Genomic DNA, 15662 nt, shown 5'->3' with positions numbered 1-15662 from the left:
CCCTGGAGGAGCAGGTACCGCAGCCGTGCGCTCCGCGCCGACCGCGGACGGTCGCGACCACGCCGAGGTGCTCCGGACCGCATGCCGCGATCAGCCTCCGTCGGGACGACGTCGTTCCGGTGGCCATGCTCGCACCGGGTCCGACGAGTTGTCCCCTGGTCCGCCCCTCACGGCATCACGAGAGGACGCCCGCGGCGCCCCGCAGGGCAGGGCAGGGCACTGCTCCGCGGCCCGGGGCGTCACGCCGGGATGTGGACGACGGGTTGGTCCTGGACGTCGGTGAACAGGACCTGGGCCAGCGGCCGCAGGGCCGCCGCGATGCTGTCGGCCACCTGCTCGTGGACCGCGGCGCGCCGACCGATCGGGTCGGGCACGTCGTCGGAGGCGGATCCGGGGCGGTGGGCCCGGGCGGCATCGAGGCGGTGGGCGAGTTCCCGGGTACGCGGCGTCAGCGGCATCGCACCCAGGCCGGCCTGGTCCACCCGGGCGAGCAGTGCCGCCGCCTCCAGGAGCGTGAACGTGGTGCGCAGCCCGCGAGGGGAGACGTGCAGCACCTCCCGGCGCTGCGATCGGGTCATCGTGAGCACGAGGTCGGCGCTCACGGCGAGCTCGGGGTCCAACCGCCGGCTGCGGAAGCCCTCTGGATCGCCGCCGAGGCGTCGCAGGGCCCGGGCACTGGCCGGGTCCATGGACTGACCGGGGGTCGCCGAGGTGCCCGCGCTGCAGATCTCCAGGCCGTCGAGCTCCGGACCGTCCGCCAGCGACTGCCGCGCCCACGAGGTGGCCAGCCGCTCGGCCACCGGGGATCGGCACAGGTTGCCGGAACAGACGAAGAGGAGCCGCACCCCTCGACGGTAGGGGGTGCCGTCCCCGCCCCGCCCTGCCGAGCGGGAGGACCGACCCGGTCGGGTGAACCCGCAGGTCCTACGCGACGTGGCGCGACAGCCGACGGGCCGGCGCCACTCCGCAGAGAGCGGCCGTCACGAGGACGTGCCCGTGCTCGGCGACGAGGACGTTGAGCGCCAGCCAGGTCGAGCCGAGGAGGAAGGCCACGCACGGATCCTCGCGAGGGGACGACCGGACGGCGGTGTGCGGCTGAGGTGTCCGTGCAGGGTGGGGAGGGAGGGTCAGCGGGGGACGTCCGGCAGGGCCTGGGTCTCGAACTCGTCCGCGTTCTGCGACAGCGAGTCGTTGCGCAGGTAGGCCCACATGCGCTCGCCGGTCACCTCGTCGAGGTAGACGACGCTGGCCGCACCCTCCATGCCGGTGCCCAGCACCGGGGCGGTGAAGGAGTCGACGTTCTCCGGTCGCAGGTCGCGCAGGGAGTAGGCCAGCGACAGCAGGTCCCCGTTGCCGAGGGAGTCGTCGACGCCGACGGCGCTGGTGACCGCGAGCAGGGCGGCGTCGAGCCGGCCCGGGTCGGTGAAGGTGTCGGACGTGAACAGCTGGGAGAACATCGCCTCGAGGTACTGCTGCTGACGGCGCACCCGGTCGAAGTCGCCGCCGTCCAACCCGTAGCGCTGACCCAGGTACCAGCGGGCCTGCTCGCCGTCGAGGTGGTTGACCCCGGCCGTGAACGTGTACGGCCCCCAGCTCGTGGTCTCGGCGACGACGACGTCGACCCCGCCCAGGGCGTCGGTGACCTCGACGATCCCCTCGAAGTCGATGGCCACGTAGTGGTCGATGCGGACCTCGGTCAGCTGCTCGACGGTCCGGATCAGCAGGGACGGCCCGCCGTGGGCGTACGCGGCGTTGATCTTGTCCATCCCGTGGCCGGGGACGTCCACCCACGAGTCGCGGGGGATGGAGACGAGCTGCGCGTGCCGCCGGTCCCCGGAGAACCGGGCGATCATGATCGCGTCCGACCGGCCGCCCCCGGCGATGCCCGCACCCGCCGTGGCCCGGGTGTCGCTCCCGACCAGGAGGAACGTGACCGGTTCCGCGGAGGCCTGCTCGGCCGGCGTCGCGGGAGCGGGGCGGACCTCCTCGTCGAGGTCGGCGAAGACGTCGCCGACCCGGTCGATGTTCCCGGCGTAGCGGTCGGTGAGGTACCAGAGGCCACCGCCGATCAGCACGACGAGGACGGTGACGAGCACGCCGAGCGCGACGAGGAAGCGCCGCAGTCCGCGCCGTCGGCGGGGAGGGTGCTCCGCGGTGGTGGGCTCGTCGGCGACGAGCGTGGACCCCGGACGTTCCTCGTCGTTGCTCACAGTGACCCCCGTGGCTGTCGTTGCCACGAGGCTAGGAGTGGATCAGCACCTCCGGCTGCCCGTCCCACCCTGGAGGGTGGGTCGGCGCCACGCTCGGTGACGCTCCGCAGGGCCTGCGGGTGGGGCAGCATGGACGCGTGTCCGTGCCGCTGGGCCCCGTCCGCCCGGGTGAGTGGCGTCCGGGTGTCCCGGCGAAGGCCCGGCGACACCGCCTGTGGCACCGCTTCCGCTGGGTCGGGGAGGACCCCTTCAGCGGCGTCAGTCTCTACGCCTGCCGCTGCGGTGCGGTCCGCCCGGGCCTCTGACGCCCCGCGCCCCCCGTCAGCAGTCGCGGGCGTGCCGAGCGCCGTGCTTCAGGCCGTCCGCGGTCCCGCAGCGGCGCGGAGGTCGTCCTCCAGGCCGGCGAGGACCGAGTCGAGCTCCCGGCGCAGGTCACCGCACCCGGCCGGTTCCCTGCGGTCCGCCAGCCGGAGGACCCGCCCCAGACCGAGGGCGACGGCGAGCGCCACGACGGGCCACGACAGCGCAACGAGGAGCACGACGGTCACCTCTCCTTCCTAGGAGGAGCCAGGGGCCCGACCGGCACGGCCGCGCGGGCAGATGCTGCCGAGAGGCCCGGATGCCGGTGTCACACGGCGTGCTCACCGCCCCGTCGACCCCACGGCCACCACACGCACCTGGATGGGATCGGTTCCTCGCCGGTCCGCCTCGTCCGGCCTCCTCTCCCTGCTCCCCGGTGCCGACGCCGCGCCCGTACCGCGACCACGGCAGGCGAGAGGACGTGGAGCTCGACGTCCGGTACGTCGAGAACCGGTCCTCCGGCCTGGACCTGGCCGTCCTCCGGCGCACCGTCCGCGCGGTGCTGCGCCGCTCGGGCGCCTGCTGACGCCCGTTCCTCCGTGCGGGGGGCACGGGACGGCCGGACGCCCACGGGGGCCGGACCGCGGGGCAGGATGGCCCCCGCCGCCCCGGGGACGGCAGCTGCCCCGCCTACCGCAGGAGGACCACCCGTGCGTCTGCTCGTGACCGGTGGCGCCGGCTTCATCGGCGCCAACTTCGTCCACCAGACCGTCGAGCGCTTCCCGCAGTACGACGTCACCGTCCTCGACGCCCTCACCTACGCCGGCAACGAGGCCTCGCTGGCCGGCGTCAAGGACGCGATCGGCTTCGTGCACGGCTCGATCAGCGACGCCGCGCTGGTCGACGACCTGGTCCGCGACAGCGACGCCGTCGTCCACTTCGCCGCCGAGAGCCACAACGACAACTCGCTGGCCGACCCGGCGCCGTTCCTGCAGACCAACGTGATCGGCACGTACACGCTGCTCGAGGCGGTGCGCCGGCACGGCGTCCGGTTCCACCACGTCTCCACCGACGAGGTCTACGGCGACCTCGAGCTCGACGACCCGGCGAAGTTCACCCCCGAGACGCCGTACAACCCCTCGAGCCCCTACTCGTCGACGAAGGCGGCCTCCGACCTGCTCGTGCGCGCGTGGGTGCGCTCCTACGGCGTGCAGGCAACGATCTCCAACTGCTCGAACAACTACGGGCCGTACCAGCACGTCGAGAAGTTCATCCCGCGGCAGATCACCAACGTGCTCGCCGGCCGCCGGCCGCGGCTCTACGGCGCCGGCCACAACGTGCGCGACTGGATCCACGTCGACGACCACAACGCCGCCGTCCACGAGGTCCTCGAGCGCGGCCGGATCGGCCACACCTACCTCATCGGTGCCGACGGCGAGGTGGACAACCGCACCGTCCTCGCCACGATCCTCGAGCTGATGGGCCAGCCGGCCGACGCCTTCGACTCGGTCACCGACCGGGCCGGGCACGACCTGCGCTACGCCATCGACGCCACCAAGCTGCGCGAGGAGCTCGGCTGGCGGCCCCGCTACACCGACTTCCGCGACGGCCTGGCCGCGACCATCGAGTGGTACCGGGACAACGAGGACTGGTGGCGGCCGCTGAAGGACCAGGTCGAGGCGGCCTACGCCGCGCGCGGCCAGTGACGACGGTCGTCCTCGGCGCCGGCGGTCAGGTCGGCCGCGCGCTCACCCACCGGTTCCCCGGGGCGGTCGCGCTGACCCGGGCGCACCTCGACGTCGGCGACCCGGCGGCGGTCGCCGCGCACGACTGGTCCGGCGTCGACGTGGTCGTCAACGCCGCCGCCTGGACCGCCGTCGACGCCGCGGAGGACCCGGCCCACCTGGCCGCGGTGCGGGCGGTCAACGTCGACGGCGTCGGCGCCCTCGCCGAGGCGGCGCGCACGCACGGGTTCCTGCTCGTGCACTTCTCCACCGAGTACGTCTTCGACGGCGACCGCCGGGGGCCGATCCCGGAGGACGCGCCGGTGTGCCCGCTGAGCGTCTACGGGCGGAGCAAGGCCGACGGCGACGCGCTGGTCACCGCGCTCGACCGGCACCTGCTGCTGCGGACCACCTGGGTGGTGGGCGAGGGCCGCAACTTCGTGCGGACGATGGCCGGCCTCGCCGACCGCGGGGTCAGCCCGTCCGTCGTCGCCGACCAGGTGGGCCGGCCCACGCTCGCCGACGACCTCGCCGACGCCGTGGCGCACCTCGTCGAGCGCGGGGCGACGGGCACCTACAACGTCACCTGCGGGGGCGAGCCGGCGTCGTGGGCCGACGTCGCGGAGGTCGTGTTCGCCGCCCGCGGCCGCGACCCGCACGACGTCCGGCGGGTGAGCACCGCCGAGTACACCGCCGACAAGGAGGACCTCGCGCCGCGGCCGCTCAACAGCGTGCTCGACTTGGCGCGGCTGGAGGCGACCGGCTTCCGCCCGCGCGACTGGCGCACCGCCGTGGAGGGCTACCTCACGTCGCTGGACGGCTGAGCACCGCCGCGAGCACCTGGTGGGCGCACTCGTCGACGTCGCGCCCGGCGGTCTCCACGGTGACCTCGGCGTCGGTGGGCGTCTCGTAGGGGTCGCTGACGCCGGTGAAGGCGGGGATCTCGCCGCGCCGCGCCCGGGCGTACAGGCCCTTGCGGTCGCGGGCCTCGCAGTCGGCCAGCGACGTCGCCACGTGCACGAGGACGAAGCCGCCCTGCCCCGCCTGCGCCTCGACCTCGCGCCGGACGTCCGCGCGCACCTCCGCGTAGGGCGCGATCGGCGCGCAGACCGCGATCCCGCCGTGCTTGGCGATCTGCGCGGCGACCCAGCCGATCCGCCGCACGTTGGTGTCCCGGTCGGCCTTGGAGAACCCGAGACCCGCGGAGAGGTGGTGCCGCACCTCGTCGCCGTCGAGCAGCGTGACTGTGCGCCCGGCCTCGATGAGCAGCTCCACCAGCCGCTCGGCGATCGTCGACTTCCCGGCGCCGGACAGGCCGGTGCAGAACACCACGGTGCCGCCGGTGCGCGCCGTCCCCGACCACGGCCGGCTGCCGAGGAGCGAGGCGCCGTGGGCGGCGGCGAGCTCCTCCGGCCCGGCCTCCGGCGCGTCGGGGGTGACCGGCACCGGCACCACGATCACGTCCCGGCCGCCCTCGCAGACCGCCGCCCACGCGGCGGCCACGGACGACAGCGCCGCGGAGTCGGGAGGCAGGCCGGCCGCGGGCACCAGCGCGAGCAGCCGCTGCGGCAGCTCCGCGACGTCGACGGGCGGGGGGCCCACCCAGGCCACGGTGTCGGTCCAGCCCTCGTCGTGCAGCCGCTCGGCCACCGCCGACGGCGGCTCCCAGCGCGGCACCTCGACGACGGTCAGATCGCCCTCGGCCGCCGTCGCAACCAGCACACCCTGCGCGTCCTCGTACTCCTCGGCGGGCGGCAGGTCGGGGCGGGGCGCGAGGCCCGCGCGGTAGCGGGCCACCGCGGCGACCTGGGCGTCGTCGAGCCGGGCACGGGCGTCGGGCATGCCGTCATCCTGCCTGGTCCGCGGTCGCCCGGACGGTGGCTCCTCCCGTTCCCGACGGGCGCGACCAGGCTCTCCGTGGTGCACTTCGGGAGCTAAGTGTCCCGAGCCCGAGGAGGCGGCGGTGCGGATCTCGGTCATCGGCTGCGGCTACCTCGGCGCCGTGCACGCGGCCTCGATGGTGGAGCTCGGCCACGAGGTGGTCGGGATCGACGTCGACGAGCGGAGGATCGCGGCGCTGTGCGCGGGACGGGCGCCGTTCTACGAGCCGGACTTCGAACAGCTGCTGGGCCACGCGCTCGAGTCGGGACGGCTGAGCTTCAGCGCCGACGTCGCCGACGCGGCCGGTGCCCGGGTCCACTTCGTCTGCGTGGGCACGCCGCAGCGCCACGGCGAGTACGCGGCGGACCTGCGGTTCGTGCAGGCGGCCGCGGAGTCGCTGCTGCAGGTGGTGCAGCCGGGCGACCTCGTGGTGGGCAAGTCGACCGTCCCGGTGGGCACCGCGGCCGGGCTCGCCGCGCTGTTCGGCGAGAAGGTGCCCGGCGTGCTGCTGGCCTGGAACCCGGAGTTCCTCCGCGAGGGCTTCGCCGTCCGCGACACCCTGCACCCCGACCGCCTGGTCTACGGCCTGCCGGCCGGCGGCGACGGCGAGACCGCCGAGCGGCTGCTCGACGAGGTCTACGCCCCGATCGTCGCCCGCGGGACGCCGAAGGTGACCACCGACCACGCCACCGCCGAGATGGTGAAGACGGCGGCCAACAGCTTCCTCGCGACGAAGATCAGCTTCATCAACGCGATGGCCGAGCTGTGCGAGGCGACCGGCGCCGACGTCAAGCTGCTGGCCGACGCCATCGGCTACGACGACCGGATCGGCCGCAGGTTCCTCAACGCCGGCCTCGGTTTCGGCGGCGGCTGCCTGCCCAAGGACATCCGCGCCTTCATGGCCCGCGCCGGGGAGCTGGGGGCCGACCAGGCGCTGACGTTCCTGCGCGAGGTCGACAACATCAACATGCGCCGCCGCATCCGCATGGTGGAGCTGGCCCGCGAGGTCCTCGACGGCTCCCTGCTCGGCAAGAAGGTCGCCGTCCTGGGCGCGGCGTTCAAGCCCGACAGCGACGACATCCGCGACTCCCCGGCCCTCAACGTCGCCGCCCAGCTGCAGCTGCAGGGCGCATCGGTGTGCGTGACCGACCCGGCGGCGGTCGACAACGGCCGGCGCGAGTGGCCGCACCTGGACTACGCCGCCTCGCCGGAGGAGGCCGCCGCCGGCGCCGACGCCGTCCTCGTGCTCACCGAGTGGCGCCAGTACCGCGAGCTCGACCCGGTCGCCTTCGGGGAGGTCGTGGCCAGCAAGCGCGTCCTCGACGGGCGCAACGCCCTCGACCGCGAGGCGTGGACCGCCGCCGGCTGGACCTACCGCGCCCTGGGCCGCCGCGCCGGCTGAACCGGTGTGACCGAACGGACCCCGGGACCGGCGCCCGGGGCACCTGGGCTCGGCCGGTGACCTGGCTCGTGACCGGCGGCGCCGGCGACATCGGCGCGCACGTCGTCCTCGCCATGCGCGAGGCAGGCGAGGCGGTGGTCGTCCTCGACGACCTCTCGACCGGCGACGCCGACCGCGTCCCCGGCGTCCCCCTCGTCGTCGGCTGCGTCCTCGACGGGCCGCTCGTCGGGACGGATCCGCGCGACGCTGGGCTGGGAGGGCGCAGCACGACGTCCGGGCCATGGTGTCCTCGGCGTGGGAGGGCGGGACGGCGTCCCGGGGTGCTCAGCGCCGGTAGACCGCGCCCTCGTGCGGCTGGAGGGTGACCCTCGCCGGCGCGGGCTCCCCGCCGGCGGTCCGCAGCCCCGGCGGCACGGCGAGGGTGACCTTGCGGCGCTTGTTCTCGTTGAGGTTGACCCCCGCCCAGCCGGACTCGAACTCCCGCGACCACGCGTTGCCGCGCTGCTGGGGCCGGCCGAGCGGGGCGCCGAGGTCCCACTCGAGCTCGGGCCGGAACGGCGTCCCGCTGTACCCGTCGTGGTCGGTGGCCGAGTAGTACGCCCGTTCCTCCGGGCCGAAGACCATCAGTGCGGCCAGTCCGTAGAGGAAGTTGGGGTGGTCGTCCCGCCCGTCGGTCGCCGTCCGGACGATGGTGAGCCCGGGGCCGGCCAGCTCGTCCATCTGTGCCAGGGCGCTCCCCGGGTCGAGGAAGTCCCCCGGCCCCCAGGCCAGGAAGACCTCCTCGAAGCCCCCGCCGTAGGCGGCGTGCCGCGCCCAGCGGCCGGGATCCCGCCGGGACTCGGCGATGTTGGGGACCAGCAGCTTGCCCATCTCGTTGAGCCGCTTGCCCGCCTGCGGGACGAACTCGTCCATGGTGCGGCGCAGGTCGGCCATCGTCCGCCCGCCCTCGAGCGGCGGGCGCAGCCCGTAGTAGTCGTCGTAGACGTCGTTGTCGGCCATGAGGCCGTCCCACGGGGTGTCCTCGAGGAAGTCGGCCGCGTTGTCGCACCACCGCTCGCGGTAGTCCGGCTCCCACACCGCCATCTGCCAGTGGCCCGGGTAGGTCGCCCACTGGATGCGGGCGCCGTCCTCTCGGTGGGCGAACCACTCCTCGCCGGCCTCCTCGGCCTCCTCGAGGCTGACCCCGGACGTGTACACGGGCCCGGTCTCGAAGTCGCGCACCGAGGACAGGCACCGGTAGGCGAGCACGGTCATGTCCGGCCGCTGCTCCTTCAGCCGGGCGGCCGCCTCGTCCTCCCAGGGCTGGAGGATGGCGACCTGGTAGTGCTCGACCGCGAAGTCCAGCTGCTCGTCGGACAGGGGGTCCTGGTACCGGATCCAGGCGCCGCGGCGGGTGACCATGCCCAGGAGCCTGTCAGGTGCGCCGCATCCGGGCAGATCAGCCGACGGTGAGGACGTGCCGGAGGTCGTTGCGGCCGGTCACCGGGTCCCACAGCCCCGCGTTGGCCAGCCGGACGGCGTAGGCCGGGTTCCCGGCCAGCGACGGCGCGGCGTCGGGCAGCGCCAGCGCGAGTGCCCACGGACCGGGCGCCGTCGGCACCGCGACGTCGAGCGCGAACGTGCGGGACGTCCCCGGGGTGAGGCTCCGCACCTGCACGGGGACCGGGACGGCCACCGTCTGCCCGCCCTGGCGGAACACCACCTGCACCGGCCGGTCGGACAGCGGGGCGGCCCAGCCGTCGTTGGTGAGCGTGAGCACCAGGGACACCGTCTGCCCCGGGCGCGCGGTCCCGGGGAACGAGCCGGACACCAGCCGCAGCCGGTGGCCCAGCGAGCGGGCGGCGGTCGCCAGGCCGTCCTCGCCCCAGGAGTCGAGGACGCCCCGGTGGAAGTCGGCGTTGAGGAAGGTCCAGTGGTAGCGCGCCAGCTCGGTCGCGGCGGTGGGCCACTGCGAGCGGGTGCCGTTCGTCCCGCAGGTCTCGCCGCCGACCGGGACCGTCTCCGACTGGCCGGCCAGCCACGCCCGGTCCCCGTCCGAGGCGAACGTGCCCATGTCGGTCTCGTCGGCGAGGAAGCAGTCGTCGTGGATCCCGACGCGCGCGGCGTCCGCGCCGCTCACGAGGCGTTGCTTGATCGCGGGGTAGCGCACCTGCACCCAGATGTCCGGGGACGTCGCGTCGAGGAGGGCGTCGAGCACCTGGCCGCGGCGGGCCCAGTCGGCGTCGGTGAGCGCCCACGGGGCGGCCGGGTCGGAGGCGTAGTGCTCGGAGTAGTACCACTCGCCCCAGCGGCCGACGAAACCCGCCTGCAGCACCGCGACGACGTCCGAGCCGGCGTTGAGCACCGGGGCCAGCTGCCGGACGTGGCCGACGGCACGGGCCGGGGGCGCGTCGTGGTCGTCGTCGGGGGAGTAGGCGAAGCGGACGACCAGCTGGACCCCGGCGGCGCGGGCCGTGTCGAGGTCGGCGGCGACCTGCGCGAGGAAGGCCGTGTCGACGGTGTCCCGGTCGGCCAGGCCCCCCAGGTAGAACACGCGGTAGACCAGCGTCACCGCCTCGGTCGTCCGCCACGCGGTCATCGTGCCGGCGTCCAGCGGCGTGTACGCGCTGCCGTCGGGGGACCAGCGGGTCTCGGTGTAGTGGGTGAAGCCGCGCTCGGGGTTGGCGATGACCTCGTCGGAGGGCGGGTAGGCGATGCCGACGGGCGCGGCCGCGCCGGGGGTCGTGGTCGGCGTCGACGTGGTGGGCGCCGCGGTGGTGCTCGGGGTGGGCGGCGTCGTCGTGGAGGTCGGCGTCGTCGTGGGGCTCGGTGCCGGCGGCCGGCCGCGGCCCGCGCCGAGGCTGGTGGCGGTGGCGCGGAGGGCCTCCCGGACGCAGGGCGAGCGGTCCGCGCAGCGCGCGTCCAGCGCGGAGGGGGCAGCCGCCTCCACGGCGACGTCGGCAGGGGCGGACGGCGCCACGGTCACGGTCACCGCCAGGACCAGCGCGCCGAGCCCCCCGGAGAGCCAGCGGAGGCGCCGGTTGCCATCACGTCGGGGGAGCGGCCTCCCCGGATCGTCCGACGAGTGCCTGCCCACCCGGTACCTCCCGCCTGGGGACGGCCGGCACCTCCCCGCGGGCAGCGGGGGACCGGTCCGTCCGTGTGCGGGGTGTAGTCAAGCAAGCACGCAACGCTGCGTCCATGGGGCAGCCGCAACCACCCCAGGCGTCACAGGAGAGGTGGTCAGACCTCGAGGACGGGCCAGGGCTCTCGGACGGGCGTGCGGGAGGGCAGAGCGGAGGACTCGCGCCACCACTCGTCGGGGTCGGCCCGCGGACGCACCGGCTGCTGCGCAGGAGGCGTCCAGGCGGGCGTCGCCGCGGGCGCCCCCGGTCCGCGGCGCGCCGTCAGCAGCCAGGGGACGACGAGCAGTGCGCCGAGCAGGAACACAGAGGCCACGGGAACTCCATCGGCACGTCCCGCGCGGTCCCTGACCGCGCGCCCGTCTCCGTCGACGGGCGCGGCGATCCTAGGTCGCCGGACGCAGTCCGAGGAACCCCGGACGCAGTCGGCCGGGCCGGCGGACGACGTCCGCGACCGCCTCCCGGACCACCGGCGCGACCACCGGCGCGGGGCCGGCCCCGGGGTCGGAGGGCGCGACGGTGTTCCGGGGCGGCAGCTCGCCGAGCTCGCGGTAGAGGTCGTTGTAGGCGCGCATGGCGTCGACGAGCTGGAAGAAGTCCTCGACCCGGCCCCGGGCGTTGCGGGCGTACTCCGCGTACAGCGCCGGGTCCGCCATCAGCCGGGACAGCCCGTCGGCGAGCTGCTCGGCCATGTTCGGCGCCTTGTGCAGCGGGTCCACGAGCACGCCGCAGGGCCCCCAGGTGTGCCCACCCTCGGTGGTCAGCGGGTCCTCCACCAACTGGGCCATGCCGCCCACCTCGGTGCCCACGGTCGGGATGCCCGCGGTCATCGCCTCGAGGACGACGATCGGCTGGCCCTCGTTGTAGCTCGGCAGGACGAGGACGTCGTAGCCGCCGATCTCCGCCTTCACGTCCACGACCCCGCGGAAGGTGACGTGCGAGGACAGGCCGAGACGCTCCACCTTCTCCAGGCACGCCGCGTAGTACTCGGGCACGTGGTCCGTCGGGCCGAGCGCGTCGAGGTGGAAGCCGGTCACGCCCCGCTGCAGCAGCAGGTGCACGGTGTCCAGCAGGTCGAGCATGCCCTTGATGGGGACCACCCGGGCGATGTAGGCCAGCCGCCACACGCGGTCCTGTGGGGCGCGCGCGATGTCCTCGAGGGCGCGCAGGCGCTGCTGGTACGCCGGCTCCACCGCCGCGGGCACCATCCCGTTGGGGATGACGACGCTCTTCTCGACCGGCGCGCCCAGGTCGGCGGCCTCGGTGATCGCCTTGGGGTACAGGTAGGTGATCACCTCGGCGCTCGGGTAGCAGAGCCGCCCCATCTCGATCCACCAGGTCATCCACGCCCGCTGGGTCGGCGGGACGTCGAAGGTCCGCCAGTCGGCGGCGGTGACCGGCAGCGCCATGTCCCTGTCGAGCAGCAGGTTCACGGTGTCGCGGACGTAGAGGTTGTGCTCGGTGAGCAGGAACCGGCCGCCGTTCTGCCGGGCCGCCGCGGCGCCCATCAGCGAGGCGTAGCCGGTGGTGTGGGCGTGGTACACCCGCGCCTTCGGGAGGTCGTTGCCGAGGACGGCGCAGGCGAGGGAGAAGAACTCCCTCATCAGCCAGAAGGTGTCCACCAGCGACAGCCCGAGGCCCGCCCAGCGCCGCTGCAGCACCTGCATGAACTCCTGGGTCCCGAGCAGGGCCCAGAGCGGGTAGCGCCGGGTGCGCGGGTTCATCCCCTCGTCGAAGAGCGACCACACCGGCTCCGGGTCACCGGCGACGACGGACTCCAGGGCGTCGAAGAGGCGGTTCGCCAGGGCGCGGCGGCCCCGGCGGGACATGCCCAGGTCCCGCGGGGTGAGGTCGCGGAAGTCGGCCTGGTGCTCCTGCATGCTCAGGTAGAGCGGGTGCACCCAGCGGACGTTCGCCGGTACGCCGTACAGGTCCTCCTGCGGGCTGGTGGAGTCCCACGTGAGGTGGATGATCCCGAAGGTCAGGTCCGGGTTCTCGACCACGATGTCGTGCACGACCGCGGAGACCCCGCCCTTGAGGTAGGGGTAGGTCGACTCCATGACGATCGCGACGTCGACGTCTTCGTAGGCGGGCTGGGATGCCATCCCTGCGGGGTCTCCTCGGGCTCGGGCCGGGTGCGCGGTGCTGGACGGTGGGGCGGGTGGAGAGGGGGGCGGCGCCGGGTCACCAGGACGTGGCGTGCCGCCAGAAGAGGCTGTACTCCGGCCGGCCCCAGTGGCGCAGGCAGCTGCGCAGCGCCACCGCCAGGAGCACCACCTCGACACCGGCCAGCAGGAGGTAGACGGCCGGACCGGGCGGGAGCAGGACGAAGGCCGCGACACAGGCGGCCAGGTGCAGGGCGCCGAGGCCCTGGGCGAGCGTCCGTTGCCCGACGTAGTCGAGCTTGTAGGAGACGACGGTCGTCATCATGAACGTCCAGGACGCGACGGCGACCGCGGCGGTCAGCCCCGCGGCCCGGGGCTCCCAGGTGACGACACCACCGGTGACGACCAGGACGAGCGCGGCCCCGGCCAGCCCGGTGGACAGGATCGCGGAGGTGACCGTGCCGGCCAGCCGGGACGAGTGGCGGTGCAGCCGGTCCAGCGGCTCGTCCTCCATCGCCGCGCGCAGCCGGCCGACCTCCCGGTCGAAGCGCGGCGCGAAGACGACGAAGTACGCGTTGTAGGCCAGGATCGCCGGCAACAGCGCGAGGAACACCGTGTCGACGGCGAAGTCGCGGCCCGCGGCCAGCAGGAACACGAACTTGTCGGCCCAGAGGACCGCGCCGAGCAGGAGCCCGCGGAGCAGGTCGGCGAGCACGTCCCGGCGGTCGAGGACCAGCGGGTCGGCCAGGTGCCGGACGTGCCGGCGCAGCGGGACGAGGAGCACGGCGAGCCCGGCCAGCGGCGGCAGGATCCACACCGTCGGGACGAGGAACAACGCCGCGGCGTACGCGGTCCAGGACGCCGCCCACAGCCCCCGGTGGTCGGGGCGGTTGGTGAGGACCAGGAGCTGGACGAACAGCAGGTGGGCGACGGTCAGCGCCAGGTACGCGCCGAGCACCTCCAGCGGCCAGTCCAGGACCAGCTGCACCGGGACGGCGAACAGCGCCACCACGGACAGGGAGCGCAGCGCGATCAGGGGCCAGGCGCGGCTGAAAGCGCTCAGCAGGGCGTCGGGGTCGGGCCGGTGCAGCGTCTCGCCGATGCCGCGGTAGAGCGGCATGCAGACCGACTGGCTGAGCCACGGAACGGTCATCGACGACGCGAGGACGACGCTGGTCAGCCCGACGTCCCCGATGCGGGCGCTGCTGATCTCCTCGTTCACCAGCGGGAACACGGTGGTGAGCAGCAGGACCGGCGTGAGGTGCAGGACCAGTTGGCCCACCGTGCCGAGCGGGCGCCTGCCGGTGTCCCGCGGCCACGCCAGGGCCAGCCCGCCGACGACGAGCACCGCCACGGCCACCGTGATGCCGAGGACCAGCCCCCGGTCGGACACCGAGGGGAGGAGCAGTGTCCCGCCGAGCAGGAGGACGAGGACCGGGATGCCTGCCAGGTGTGGCCACGCTCCGTGATCGGGTCGTCTGTCGTGCCGGGTCGCCCTGACCTGTGTGGGCGTGGTGTCGAGCACTGCTGACTCCCGTGGGTGGAACTGCCGGACCTCGCCCGTCAGCGCTGACAAGGCGGCAGCGGCGAGTCTGGCACGCGTTTCGGCACAGGGGAGTCGCGGAGAAGGGGCCGGCGGACGGTGCGCGACCGTCGCCTCGCGGGGAGTGAGCGGCGCGCGTCGCCGGGGAGCCGGCTGTGGCCAAGCACACAGGGGCCCGGGGGAGGACCGCCCTGAGCACGGTCGCTGCCGTCACGCAGAGTGATGGCGCCGTCGCTCGGTCTCGTGCGTCAGAACCGGCCCGTCCGCCCCATCTCCCCCTGTGGTGTGACCGGACTGTCACGTCCGGGCCCGGACCTGCCGATGGTGCTCACGTGGGGACGTGGATCGTCGGCGGGCTCGCCGCGTGGGTGGTCGTCGCCGTCGCGCTCGGCGTCGTCCTGGGCCGGGGCATCCGGCTGGCCGACCGCCGCTCGCCGGGCGCCGAGGTCGAGGAGCTGCTGACCCCCGCGGCGCGCGGCGGCGGCTCCCCGGCCGCCGCGCGGGCCGCCGTCCGCCCGGCCCGCCGGCGCGTGCCGCTGCCGCCCGTCGCCGTGGGCCTCGCCGCCCTCGCCGTGGCGCTCGAGGCGGTCGGCTACGCCCTGCGCCTGCAGGGCACGACCGGCCAGGTCGCCCGGGTCCTGTCCATGGACGCCCCGTACTCACTGCCGCGCATGTTCGTGGCCGCCCTGTTCGCCGCCGCCTCGCTCGCCGGGGTCGCCGGCGCGGCCCGCAACCCCGGCCGCCGCACCTGGTGGCTGGCCGTCGGCGCGGTGGCCGGCGGGATCGCGGTGGTCAAGGCCGGCAGCACCGTGCACGTCACCGGCATGCAGGCCCTGTCCTCGGTCGTCACACCCACCGGCGCCGTCGTCGTGAGCGTGCTGCTCGCCGGCGCGGTCCTCGCCGTCCTCGCGGTCATCAGCCGCGCCGAGCGCCGCGACCGGCGCCGCGTGCTGACCACCCTCGGCCTCTACGCCGCCGCCTCGGTGGGACTGTCCGCCGTCTCCGGCTGGGTCGGGGCGCGCTGGTACGCGCTGGCCACGTTCGCCGAGGAGTCCGGCGAGGCGCTGTCCGCCGTCGCCGTGCTGGTCGCGGTCCTCGTCGGTGTCGCGCCGCGCCTGGTGCTGCCGGCGGCCTGGCTGCGCCGCCGCGACGACGCGCTCTCGCTCGAGGCGCCCGCGCAGCGGGTGCCCGCCCCGCAGGACTGAGGCCGGTCAGCGGGACCCGTACGTCCCGAGGGCCGACGGGGTGAGGGGGCTGCGCTCGGCCGAGTCGGCGTGGCGCAGCGCGCGGCCCAGGAGGAGGCCGACCGGCAGTCCCACGGTCAGCCACACCGCACAGCAGATGACGACGATGAGCACGGCCACTCCTCGACCGC

General features: G+C 74.7%; 15 protein-coding genes. 4 read left to right on the top strand and 11 right to left on the bottom strand.

What is annotated here, in order from left to right; translation table 11 throughout:
- Nucleotides 1–239 precede the first annotated feature (239 nt).
- The 4 genes from ACI79L_RS04835 to ACI79L_RS04820 all read right to left on the bottom strand — a co-directional run bounded on the left by ACI79L_RS04835 (nt 240) and on the right by ACI79L_RS04820 (nt 2758).
- Entirely contained in the window at nt 240–845 is a 606-nt protein-coding gene (locus ACI79L_RS04835) for an arsenate reductase/protein-tyrosine-phosphatase family protein (protein ID WP_456935681.1), read from the bottom strand.
- Nucleotides 846–924: 79 nt separating this feature from the next.
- Nucleotides 925–1053, bottom strand: coding sequence for a hypothetical protein (locus ACI79L_RS04830; RefSeq protein ID WP_456935680.1), 129 nt, complete (start codon nt 1051–1053; stop codon nt 925–927).
- 74 nt (nt 1054–1127) lie between these two features.
- Nucleotides 1128–2210, bottom strand: a complete 1083-nt coding sequence (locus ACI79L_RS04825) for an LCP family protein (RefSeq protein ID WP_456935679.1) — start codon at nt 2208–2210, stop codon at nt 1128–1130.
- 353 nt (nt 2211–2563) lie between these two features.
- The gene (locus tag ACI79L_RS04820) at nt 2564–2758 is read right to left on the bottom strand and encodes a hypothetical protein (protein WP_456935678.1); all 195 of its coding nucleotides are present in this window, start codon (nt 2756–2758) and stop codon (nt 2564–2566) included.
- 462 nt (nt 2759–3220) lie between these two features.
- Here ACI79L_RS04820 and rfbB point away from each other — a divergent pair, with 462 nt between their 5' ends.
- Nucleotides 3221–4216 (top strand): dTDP-glucose 4,6-dehydratase, encoded by a 996-nt coding sequence (gene rfbB / locus ACI79L_RS04815; RefSeq protein WP_456935677.1) that lies wholly within the window; start codon nt 3221–3223, stop codon nt 4214–4216.
- A complete protein-coding gene (locus tag ACI79L_RS04810) occupies nt 4213–5058 on the top strand; it encodes an SDR family oxidoreductase (protein ID WP_456935676.1) in 846 nt (281 codons plus the stop codon). The genes rfbB and ACI79L_RS04810 overlap by 4 nt, the downstream gene beginning before the upstream one ends.
- Here ACI79L_RS04810 and cysC read toward each other — a convergent pair.
- Entirely contained in the window at nt 5039–6076 is a 1038-nt protein-coding gene (cysC, locus tag ACI79L_RS04805) for an adenylyl-sulfate kinase (RefSeq protein ID WP_456935675.1), read from the bottom strand. The genes ACI79L_RS04810 and cysC overlap by 20 nt on opposite strands.
- 121 nt (nt 6077–6197) lie before the next feature.
- On the opposite strand from cysC, the gene ACI79L_RS04800 reads away from it, so the two are divergent.
- Nucleotides 6198–7517: a UDP-glucose dehydrogenase family protein gene (locus ACI79L_RS04800; RefSeq protein ID WP_456935674.1), complete on the top strand. Its 1320-nt coding sequence runs from the start codon at nt 6198–6200 to the stop codon at nt 7515–7517.
- Between the two features lie 324 nt (nt 7518–7841).
- Here the strand turns inward: ACI79L_RS04800 and ACI79L_RS04795 are convergent, their stop codons facing one another.
- The 5 genes from ACI79L_RS04795 to ACI79L_RS04775 form a co-directional block, all read right to left on the bottom strand.
- Nucleotides 7842–8918 carry a putative glycoside hydrolase gene (locus tag ACI79L_RS04795; RefSeq protein WP_456935673.1) on the bottom strand — a complete coding sequence of 359 codons (1077 nt, stop codon included), beginning with the start codon at nt 8916–8918 and terminating at the stop codon, nt 7842–7844.
- Nucleotides 8919–8955: 37 nt separating this feature from the next.
- Entirely contained in the window at nt 8956–10488 is a 1533-nt protein-coding gene (locus ACI79L_RS04790) for a DUF4832 domain-containing protein (protein ID WP_456935672.1), read from the bottom strand.
- 251 nt (nt 10489–10739) lie between these two features.
- On the bottom strand, nt 10740–10955 hold the full coding sequence (locus ACI79L_RS04785; RefSeq protein WP_456935671.1) for a hypothetical protein: 216 nt from the start codon (nt 10953–10955) through the stop codon (nt 10740–10742).
- A gap of 70 nt (nt 10956–11025) precedes the next feature.
- Nucleotides 11026–12744, bottom strand: a complete 1719-nt coding sequence (pelF, locus tag ACI79L_RS04780; RefSeq protein WP_456935670.1) for a GT4 family glycosyltransferase PelF — start codon at nt 12742–12744, stop codon at nt 11026–11028.
- Between the two features lie 79 nt (nt 12745–12823).
- On the bottom strand, nt 12824–14137 hold the full coding sequence (locus ACI79L_RS04775; RefSeq protein WP_456935669.1) for a hypothetical protein: 1314 nt from the start codon (nt 14135–14137) through the stop codon (nt 12824–12826).
- Nucleotides 14138–14619: 482 nt separating this feature from the next.
- Here ACI79L_RS04775 and ACI79L_RS04770 point away from each other — a divergent pair, with 482 nt between their 5' ends.
- Nucleotides 14620–15492, top strand: a complete 873-nt coding sequence (locus ACI79L_RS04770) for a hypothetical protein (protein WP_456935668.1) — start codon at nt 14620–14622, stop codon at nt 15490–15492.
- Nucleotides 15493–15498: 6 nt separating this feature from the next.
- Here ACI79L_RS04770 and ACI79L_RS04765 read toward each other — a convergent pair whose 3' ends face one another.
- Nucleotides 15499–15645, bottom strand: coding sequence for a hypothetical protein (locus ACI79L_RS04765; RefSeq protein ID WP_456935667.1), 147 nt, complete (start codon nt 15643–15645; stop codon nt 15499–15501).
- Nucleotides 15646–15662 lie beyond the last annotated feature (17 nt).

The organism is Geodermatophilus sp. SYSU D00684, from assembly GCF_054050455.1.
This window is presented reverse-complemented; position numbering and strand designations above follow the sequence as displayed.

Bases quoted from the DNA above. Each gene is read 5' to 3' on its own strand.
- pelF (WP_456935670.1), bottom strand. From the start codon at position 12,744: ATGGCATCCCAGCCCGCCTACGAAGACGTCGACGTCGCGATCGTCATG.
- ACI79L_RS04795 (WP_456935673.1), bottom strand. From the start codon at position 8,918: ATGGTCACCCGCCGCGGCGCCTGGATCCGGTACCAGGACCCCCTGTCC.
- cysC (WP_456935675.1), bottom strand. From the start codon at position 6,076: ATGCCCGACGCCCGTGCCCGGCTCGACGACGCCCAGGTCGCCGCGGTG.